Below are 10,573 nucleotides of genomic sequence, written 5' to 3'. Positions count from 1 at the left end.
TGAGAAATTACTTAAAAATTAGTAGGAATTGAATTATAATTAGCTGTTTTATAGTTAGTTAATTAATATTTTGTAAATTGTTAGTACCCTTTTTTACAATGATTTATACCATTACATTTTGCCGAAATTGCTTTCAAAAGTATTAAAAATGTAAAAAGATTATCCTTTTTTATTGCCCTTCTACCTGCTTAAAAATACTGATTGTTTCATTTAAATACCACATTAAATAAACAAAAAAGTATGTCGTAGTCATTTCTTTTTTAGAGGAATTTTTCGAGAACTTTTTATTGTTCTGATTCGAAATTGCGGTATTTAAATAGTTTAAAAATGATTTTCATCTGAATCTGATTTTTTAATGATTTAAAACGCCATAATATGAAAAAATCTTTACTTATTCCGTTATTGGTTTGTTTCCCTGTTTTTTTCTATGCACAAACTACAACTACATTTTCGGTTGCCGGTTCACAAACATTTGTTAGTCCTGCAGGAATAACTTTAATTGATGTAAAGGCTTGGGGATCCGGTGGGGCTGGAGGCAGCTCGACTAATCCTGGTTTTAATGGTGCAAGAGGTGGTTCCGGAGGAGGAGCTGGTGCATTTGCAAGTAATTCTTTAACCATAACTTCAGGAGCTTTGTTGACGGTGGTCGTTGGAGCCGGAGGAAAAGGAGTTTCAGGTGCAAATGGAAATTCCGGAGGTTTCTCTGCCATAACAGGATTTGCGCTTAAAGCAGATGGCGGTAAAGCAGGTCTTTTAAATAATGGGAACAATCCTGTAGGAGGTCTTGGAGGAGCTATTGCAGCATCTGTCGGGACAACAATTATTGCAGGAGCTCCGGGTCTTGCGGGAGAATTCGGTTTCACTGATGATACCGGATCCGTTATTAGCTCAGGAGCTGGTGGAAATGCAGCCAATGGTGGAGGAACAGGAGGTATAGCAATTACAGGTGCTTTTGTTACAGCTGTTGGTAATGCTGGTAATGCACCGGGAGGTGGCGGTAGCGGAGGTAGATCTTCTTTGTTCCAATCCAGTCAAAAGGGAGGAGATGGGGGAGATGGAAAAATAATAATTTCTTATAATTGTCCCACTTATAGTTTATCGGGTACGACCGCATCTGCAGTAAATGTTTGTTCCGGAAGCTCTTCTGAAATTACTCTGACAGGTAATTTGCCTATGGGTCTATATAAAGTTTCTTATGAAATACAAGGAGTAGCACAAACGCCTGCAGCAATGAGCGTTGCAACAGCGGGTACAGGAACTTTTATCGCCAGTGGTTTTACAGCTGTTGGTTCCAAGTTTGTAAAGGTCACAGGTTTAACATCAGGATCAAGTACTGTGGCTTCTGAAAATTGTACTTCACCAATTACAATAAATAATTTAGCAACAGTTATAGTAAATTCATCAGGAACTGCTCCGGTAGCTTTGGCAGGTACAGGCGCAACCTGTACTCAGATTACGGCTAATTGGCAAGCAGTGTCGGGAGCAGCTTATTACGAATTAGATGTTTCTACAGACAATACTTTTGCCACTTTTGTTACAGGTTTTAGTGCACGTAATGTTGGAAATGTACTTACGTTTAACGTAACTGGTTTGGTAAATGATACTTATTATTATAGAGTGAGAGCTTATAATGGAACTTGTGTCAGTGCTAATTCTAATGTTATAACATACGCAACGACGGTAGCTCCGACCGTGCCAAACGCATTGGCTGGTTCTGGAAAAACATGCTCACAAATTACAGCAAATTGGGGATCAGTATCCAATGCAACAAGTTACATAATTGATGTTTCAACGCAAACAGGCGCCAATTTTAATGCTAATATATTGGGAAGCTACAATAATTTAAACGTTGGAAATGTCACAACAAAAGATATAACGGGATTATCTGTTAATACGAATTATTACTATAGAGTTAGAGCGGCAAACAGTTGTGCAACCAGCGCAAGTTCGTCTGTTATAACTTATAGTACTTCAGTGAATGCAGCTGCGGGAATTCCTGCAACTCCAACTGCTAATGCAGGTACAGGTCAGACATGTTCTCAATTTACAGCAAATTGGTCCGCAGCTCTAAGAGCAACAAGTTATATTATAGATGTTTCGACTCAAACAGGCGGCGCTTTCAACTCAAATATATTGACAGCATATAATGGTTTAAATGTTGGAAATGTACTGAGTTTTGATGTAACGGGACTAAATGCCAGTACAACCTATTATTACAGAGTCAGAGCTACCAATACTTGTGGTACAAGTGCTAATTCATCGGTGATTCTTTATGGTACTACAAATGGAGGTACAGGAACTCCCAGCATTCCTACAGCCAATGCAGGAACAGGACAAACTTGCACTCAATTTACAGCAAATTGGTCAGTGGCCAGTCGTGCGACAAGTTACATAATTGATGTTTCGACCCAAACAGGAGCTAATTTTAATAGTAACATATTAGCTCTTTATAATAATTTGAATGTTGGTAATGTACTAACAAAAAACATTACGGGATTATCAACAAATACTACCTATTACTATAGAATTCGAGCAACAAATAATTGTGGTACGAGTACATCTTCTTTAGTAATAAGTTCTGCGACATTAACTGTCCCTGGAATTCCTTCTATTTCACCATCGGCGACTACAATTTGTCAGACAGACGGTGTAAATCTTTCTGTAAATTCTCCTAACGCTGCATATACTTATATTTGGTCTACGGGAGAAACCGGAACAATTATATTTGCTGCCGCAGCCGGTAGTTACACGGTTAAAGCGGTTAATTCCGGAGGATGTACAAGTGCAAATTCTTCGGCATCAGTGGTGACTATCGAAGGGTTGCCAACTGCAGTTGCAGGAGGAAGTACAACAATATGTTCTAATCAATCCGTAACCGTAACAGGTGCATCTGCGACAAATGGAACTATAAAATGGACTTTTAGCGGTGGCGCAGGTACATTGACAAATGATACTTCATTGACGCCCACCTATACTCCTGCTTTGGGTGGAGCTGCGAGAACGGTTATTTTAACCATGACGGTTACAAGTATTAACTCTTGTCAACCCCAAATTGCAACGGCATCATATACGATCAATATCCAAGCGGCTCCTACGGTATCTATTTCCGGTTCGAAAAGCACTTGTTCAAACGGATCGGTCACATTGGCTTCGGGTGAGGCAAATGCTTCAAACGGAACTATTTTGTGGACACATGATGGAGCCGGAATAATTTCCGCAGGAGCGACAACATTAACTCCTACATATACAGCCGCTCCTGCAGATGCCGGAAAACAAGTCACATTGACAATGACTGTAACCGCTTCACCATCTTGTTCTCTTCCGTATACAGTAACAGATATTTATCCGGTTATTGTAAGCGCAGAAAATACAGTTACTGCAGCTTCTTCATCTCCCATATTGTGTATAAATACTCTGATGCCCAATATTACACATACCACTACCGGAGCAACGGGAATTAATGCACCGGTAAATCTTCCAACGGGAGTTTCTGCAAGTTGGGCATCCAATACAATTACTATAAGTGGTACTCCAACACAATCCGGAACCTTTAATTATACTATTCCATTAACAGGAGGTTGCAGTTTAATCAAAGCAATTGGAACAATTGTTGTAAATCTGAACACAGTTGGAGCAGCATCAATATCTCCAACAATCTGTTCTTCGACCCTAATGCCAAGTATTACTCATACCACCAACGGAGCAACGGGAATAGGAACGACAGTTAATTTGCCAACAGGAGTTTCTGCAAATTGGGCATCCAATACAATAACAATAAGTGGAACACCAACACAATCGGGAACCTTTCATTATAGTATTCCGTTATCCGGAGGTTGCGGGGTTGTTAATGCTACCGGAACTATAACCGTTAATCCTTTGCCAGCAACGCCAATATCCGGAACAATTATACAACCTACCTGTAGTAATCCAACCGGAAGTATCCTGTTAAGCGGTTTACTTTCTACACCAACATGGATTATTACTCAAAACGGTACGGTATTCAAAACGTATTCGGCATCGGGAACCAGTTATACAATTTCTAATTTAATACCCGGGAATTATATTTTTACAATAGAAGATGGTGTCAATTGTCCTTCGTCACCAACTATAAGTTTGGAGGTTAAAGCACCTGTTACAAATATTTGGGGCGGAACAGTTTGGTCAAAAGGAGGTACTCCCATAGCTACGGACGCGATTGAATTTGCTGCGGATTACCAATCAACAGGAGATTTGAAGGTATGTTCCTGTAAAGTTGATTCCGGAAAAAATGTGACAATAAAATCAGGACATACTTTAACAATTGAAAATGCACTAAATGTTGATTCTGCAGTTGGAACCAATCTGATATTTGAGAATAATGCCAGTTTAGTACAAACAACAAATGCTGTCAATACAGGAAACATTATTTATCACAGAGATACAGAACCTGTTCGTCGTTACGACTTTACATATTGGTCAACACCAATAACAAACAGCGTTCAGCCTTATACGCTTCATGACTTGTCACCAAATACATTATTAGACAAGTACAACAGCTATAATTCACAAGCATCTGCTTGGGATATTAGTTTAAACGGAACACGGGTAATGGTTCCTGCTGTAGGTTATACAATAAGAGCGCCACAAACTTTTTCAATTACTAATGCTGTAGTTTATCCTGCAGTTTTTACAGGTGTTCCGAATAATGGAGATTATTCGGTTCAAATTTATGCTACAAAATGGAGTTTGATAGGAAATCCATATCCATCAGCAATAGATGCAGAGGAATTGATTAATAGTAATCATCTCGCTACACCATCTGTAGATGTTGGAGCACTATATTTTTGGACACACAATTCTCCTCCAAGCAATACACCATCGACAGGTGGTACGTACGATTATACGGCTAATGATTATGCAGTTTTTAGTTTGTCCGGATCCATTGCAACAGGGGCGAGATTGCCTGACGGAACATTTGAACCGCCACCAACACCCAAAATAGCGGCTTGCCAGTCATTCTTTATGCTGGCTTCAGGACCAGGAATGGTTAAGTTCACAAACGACATGCGAATAGGCGGAAACAACGATCAATTTTTTAAAACAATAAAAACAAGATCCATAGAAAAAAACCGTTTATGGTTGAATTTTACTAATACGCAGGGAGCTTTCAAACAGGCTTTAGTAGGTTATATCGAAGGAGCATCAAATAGTTGGGATGTAAATTATGATGCGACTACAATGAACAGCAATAGTTTTGTAGACTTTTACAGTATTAATGAAGGGCAAAAATTAACCGTTCAGGGGCGTGCTCTGCCATTTCAAGATACAGATCGCATTCCGTTAGGATATAAAACAACAGTTGCAGGTGACTTTACTATTGCAATCGATCACGTTGACGGTTTATTTAATAGTCAGCCCATTTATTTAGAAGATAAAACGACAGGTATTCTCACAGATTTAAAGACAAGCAATTATACCTTTACAACTGCGATAGGAACTTTTGTCGATCGTTTTACAATTGCTTATACTAAGAAAACCCTTGGAACAGGAGACTTTGATAATATTGCAAATGATATTCGTGTTGCTGTAAAAGATAAAATTATAAAAGTAACCTCAAGCAAAGAAGCACTTAGAGAAGTGGTACTTTTTGATGTTTCGGGAAAAATGATTTATCATAAAAATAAAATAACAAATACCGAATTGGTGATCTCAAATTTGCAATCCGGAAATCAGGTTTTGTTGTTTAAGATTGTTTTAGATAATGGATATTCGACCTCCGGAAAGATTATATTTTAACTTAAATATTTTAAAAAATCAAGAATCCATTCCTTTTTTAGGAATGGATTTTTTTTGCGTGCTACTGTAACCTGCTTATTTTCTTAATATTAACATACTTTTCCTAAAACAAGATATTAGCGATTCATTATGTTAAAATACAATTCTTTAAGTTAAAATGTTTTTACGATGTAAATAAAATCGTACCTTGTTGTAGGTTTTCGTCGACGAACATACATAAAAGCCAGTTGTACTACCATTTTATTGCCTACCTCTTAAAACTAAAATCATTTTTTTAGTTTTTTATTCGCCTAAATACTGATTGTTAATTTTAAATACCATTAAATAAACAAAAAAGTACTTAACGTTTATTTCTACATTTCTTTCTGGGTTTCAGAGCGTTTTTTAGCGCTCCTGTTTCGCTTATATGGTATTTAAAAATTTTTAAAAGGATTCTTAATTTAATTAAGGATTTGTTTTTTAATTGTTTAAAAGCCTTCTTATGAAAAAAATCTTACTTAGTTTTTTGATTTTTCTTCCATTTCAAATGGAATGTCTGTTTCTAAATGAGCAAAATAAAAAAAGACTTGTGCTTACAAAGTTTAAACTAATTTTAGTTTTATCTTTTGTGTGTACGTCATTATGGGCTCAACCACCACATATATTTACAGCCGATGGCACAGTAGTAATTCCGGCAGGAATTTCTAGTATGGATATTCAGGCATGGGGTGCCGGTGGTGCCGGTGGTGGTGCGGGTAATTCTGGTTTACTTAACGGAAGAAGCGCAGGCGGAGGAGGCGGTGCAGCATATGCACATGGTCTTATAACAGTTAATCCATTATCAGGAACACCTTTAAATATTAAAGTCGCTGCAGCAAATACAGGAACAACGGCTACAGGAACAACAGGAGGCAGCTCAACAGTACAAGGTTTTGAAGCAGTTATTTTAGCGGTTGGTGGAGGAGGTGGTACAGCCAATACAGCAGGCGGTACACCATCTGGTGGAGCAGGCGGATTAGGGAGTGCTTCAATTGGTTCAATTTCAACAGCCTCAGGTTTAGCGGGAGGAAGTGGAAATACTATTGTACTAGGTATAACGCTTACATCTGGTGCTGGAGGAAATGCAGGTGGTACTGGCGGAGGTATTGGAGGGGCGGCTCTTTCTACATTATTATTAGGTACCGGACCAGGAAATACCGGAGGAGCACCTGGCGGTGGCGGTAGTGGTGGATTGCAAACTGCACTAAGTTCCCCACAGTTGGGTGGTACAGGTGCCCACGGACAAGTGATTGTCACTTATACTTGTCCCATTTATAATATTACAGGAATATCGGCAGCGAATGTTTGTATCACATCACCAACATCATTAGTTACAGTAACAGCCAGTGCGGCATCTTTACCTGTTGGTATTTATACCGTAACATATAGTCGCGGTACTCCGGCAGCTACGGGATTGCTCGCAACAATGACAGTTAGCACAGCAGGTACAGGAACTTTTACAGCTAGTGGTTTAACAACTGCCGGTACTAGTTCAATTGCAGTTACAGCCTTAACCTCCGGAGTTTGTGTTTCTCCTATTTCTGGAATTACAACAAACGTAACAATTTCACCAGCAACAGTACAAGGATCAGTTGGTGGCGGTACTACAATTTGCAATGGAGCAACAAGTGCACTTTTATCATTAACAGGAAATGTAGGTTCAGTTGTAAGATGGGAATCTTCCGTAACTCCGTTTTCAACGTGGATACCTATCGCAAGTACAGCAGGAATTACAACATATACATCAGGGGCACTTACTCAAACTACACAATTTAGAGCAGTGGTACAAAGCGGTACGTGTACTGCATCAAACTCTGCGGCAACTACTGTAACCGTTAACCCTTTGCCACAAGGAAGCTTGACTGCCAATGGCCCTTTTTGCACCACTGGCGCGGGACAATTGGTCTTTACTGCTACAGCTGGAACAGGACCTTATACCGTAATTTACAATGACGGAACAGCAAATCGTACAGCAAACAGTGTAGTTAGCGGGACAGCATTTGCAACAGCGATTACCCCAGTTTTAAGCACGACAACTTATACCTTAGTTTCGGTTACAGACACCAATACCACTTGTGTAAGAAGTTCCGGTTTTACAGGAAATACAGCAACAATAACTGTAAACCCATTACCACAAGGAAGCTTATCTGCCAATGGACCTTTTTGCACCACTGGCGCGGGACAATTGGTCTTTACTGCTACAGCGGGCACAGGACCTTATACCATAATTTACAATGATGGAACAGCAAATCGTACAGCAAACAGTGTAGTAAGCGGGACAGCTTTTGCAACAGCGATTACCCCAGTTTTAAGCACAACAACTTATACTTTAGTTTCGGTTACCGATACCAATACTACTTGTATCAGAAGTTCCGGTTTCACAACAAGTTCAGCAACTATAACCGTCAACCCAATACCACAAGGAAGTTTGTCTGCCAATGGACCTTTTTGTGCCACTGGCGCCGGACAATTAGTATTTACTGCTACAGTCGGCACAGGTCCTTATACCATAGTTTATAATGACGGAACAGCAAATCGCACCGCAAATAGTGTAGTCAGCGGAACAGCATTTGCAACAGCGATTACCCCAGTTTTAAGCACGACCACTTACACCTTAGTTTCAGTTACCGACACCAATACTACTTGTATCAGAAGTTCCGGTTTTACCGGAGGCACGGCAACAATAACTGTTCGACCGCTACCACAAGGAAGCTTGTCAGCGAATGGACCTTTCTGCACAACTGGCGCGGGACAATTGGTCTTTACTGCTACAGCTGGAACAGGTCCTTATACCATAGTTTACAATGACGGAACAGCAAATCGCACTGCAAATAGTGTAGTCAGCGGGACAGCATTTGCAACATCGGTTACCCCGGTTTTAAGCACGACAACTTATACCTTAGTTTCTGTTACCGATACAAATACGACTTGTATCAGAAGTTCCGGTTTTACTGGAGGCACGGCAACAATAACGGTTAATCCATTACCACAAGGAAGCTTGTCTGCCAACGGACCTTTCTGCACCACTGGCGCAGGACAATTGGTGTTTACTGCTACAGCCGGAACAGGTCCTTATACCGTAATTTACAATGACGGAACAGCAAATCGTACCGCAAATAGTGTAGTCAGCGGGACAGCATTTGCAACATCGGTTACCCCGGTTTTAAGCACGACAACTTATACGTTAGTTTCGGTTACCGATACAAATACGACTTGTATCAGAAGTTCCGGTTTTACGGGAAGTGCAGCAACAATAACCGTCAACCCATTACCACAAGGAAGTTTGTCAGCGAATGGACCTTTTTGCACCACTGGCGCCGGACAATTGGTGTTTACTGCTACATCCGGAACAGGGCCTTATACCGTAATTTACAATGACGGAACCGCAAATCGTACCGCAAATAGTGTCGTCAGCGGGACACCTTTTACAACATCGGTTACCCCGGTTTTAAGCACGACCACTTATACCTTAGTTTCGGTTACAGACACCAATACCACTTGTGTAAGAAGTTCCGGTTTCACCACAGGAACTGCAACAATAACCGTAAATCCATTACCACAAGGAAGCTTGTCTGCCAACGGACCTTTTTGCACCACTGGCGCAGGACAATTGGTCTTTACAGCTACAGCTGGAACAGGACCTTATACCGTAATTTACAATGACGGAACAGCAAATCGTACAGCAAACAGTGTAGTTAGCGGGACAGCATTTGCAACAGCGATTACCCCGGTTTTAAGCACGACAACTTATACCTTAGTTTCAGTTACCGACACCAATACCACTTGTGTAAGAAGTTCCGGTTTTACAGGAAATACAGCAACAATAACTGTAAACCCATTACCACAAGGAAGCTTATCTGCCAATGGACCTTTTTGCACCACTGGTGCCGGACAATTGGTCTTTACTGCTACAGCCGGCACAGGTCCTTATACCGTAATTTACAATGATGGAACAGCAAATCGTACCGCAAACAGTGTAGTTAGTGGGACAGCTTTTGCAACAGCGATTAACCCGGTTTTAAGCACGACCACTTATACTTTAGTTTCGGTTACCGATACCAATACTACTTGTATCAGAAGTTCCGGTTTCACAACAAGTTCAGCAACTATAACCGTCAACCCAATACCTCAAGGAAGTTTGTCAGCGAATGGACCTTTTTGCACCACTGGTGCCGGACAATTGGTCTTTACTGCTACATCCGGAACAGGGCCTTATACCGTAATTTACAATGACGGAACCGCAAATCGTACCGCAAACAGTGTCGTCAGCGGGACACCTTTTACAACATCGGTTACCCCGGTTTTAAGCACGACAACTTATACGTTAGTTTCGGTTACCGATACCAATACCACTTGTATCAGAAGTTCCGGTTTCACAACAAGTTCAGCAACTATAACCGTCAACCCAATACCACAAGGAAGTTTGTCAGCCAATGGACCTTTTTGCACCACTGGCGCGGGACAATTGGTCTTTACTGCTACAGCCGGAACAGGATCTTATACCGTAATTTACAATGATGGAACAGCAAATCGTACCGCAAATAGTGTAGTCAGCGGGACAGCTTTTGCAACATCGGTTACCCCGGTTTTAAGCACGACAACTTATACCTTAGTTTCTGTTACCGATACAAATACGACTTGTATCAGAAGTTCCGGTTTTACTGGAGGCACGGCAACAATAACGGTTAATCCATTACCACAAGGAAGCTTGTCTGCCAACGGACCTTTCTGCACCACTGGCGCAGGACAATTGGTGTTTACTGCTACAGCCGGAACAGGT

At 40.7% G+C, this 10,573-nt stretch carries 2 protein-coding genes; both read left to right on the top strand.

The window, feature by feature from the left end; genetic code table 11:
* Positions 1-375: 375 nt before the first annotated feature.
* The gene (locus EAH81_RS19210; RefSeq protein WP_140510192.1) at positions 376-5,775 is read left to right on the top strand and encodes a T9SS sorting signal type C domain-containing protein; all 5,400 of its coding nucleotides are present in this window, start codon (positions 376-378) and stop codon (positions 5,773-5,775) included.
* A gap of 481 nt (positions 5,776-6,256) precedes the next feature.
* A partial coding sequence (locus tag EAH81_RS19205; protein ID WP_410501112.1) for a beta strand repeat-containing protein occupies positions 6,257-10,573 on the top strand: 4,317 nt, incomplete at its 3' end.

The sequence above is a fragment of the Flavobacterium pectinovorum genome (genome assembly GCF_006438875.1).
In the GTDB taxonomy this organism is placed as follows: Bacteria; Bacteroidota; Bacteroidia; order Flavobacteriales; family Flavobacteriaceae; genus Flavobacterium; species Flavobacterium pectinovorum_A.
The sequence above is the reverse complement of the archived record's forward strand: the minus strand, read 5'-3'. Positions and strand labels throughout refer to the sequence as shown.

What these genes read in the sequence shown, in the direction of transcription:
- EAH81_RS19210 (WP_140510192.1), top strand. Translation starts at nt 376, where the DNA reads ATGAAAAAATCTTTACTTATTCCGTTATTGGTTTGTTTCCCTGTTTTT.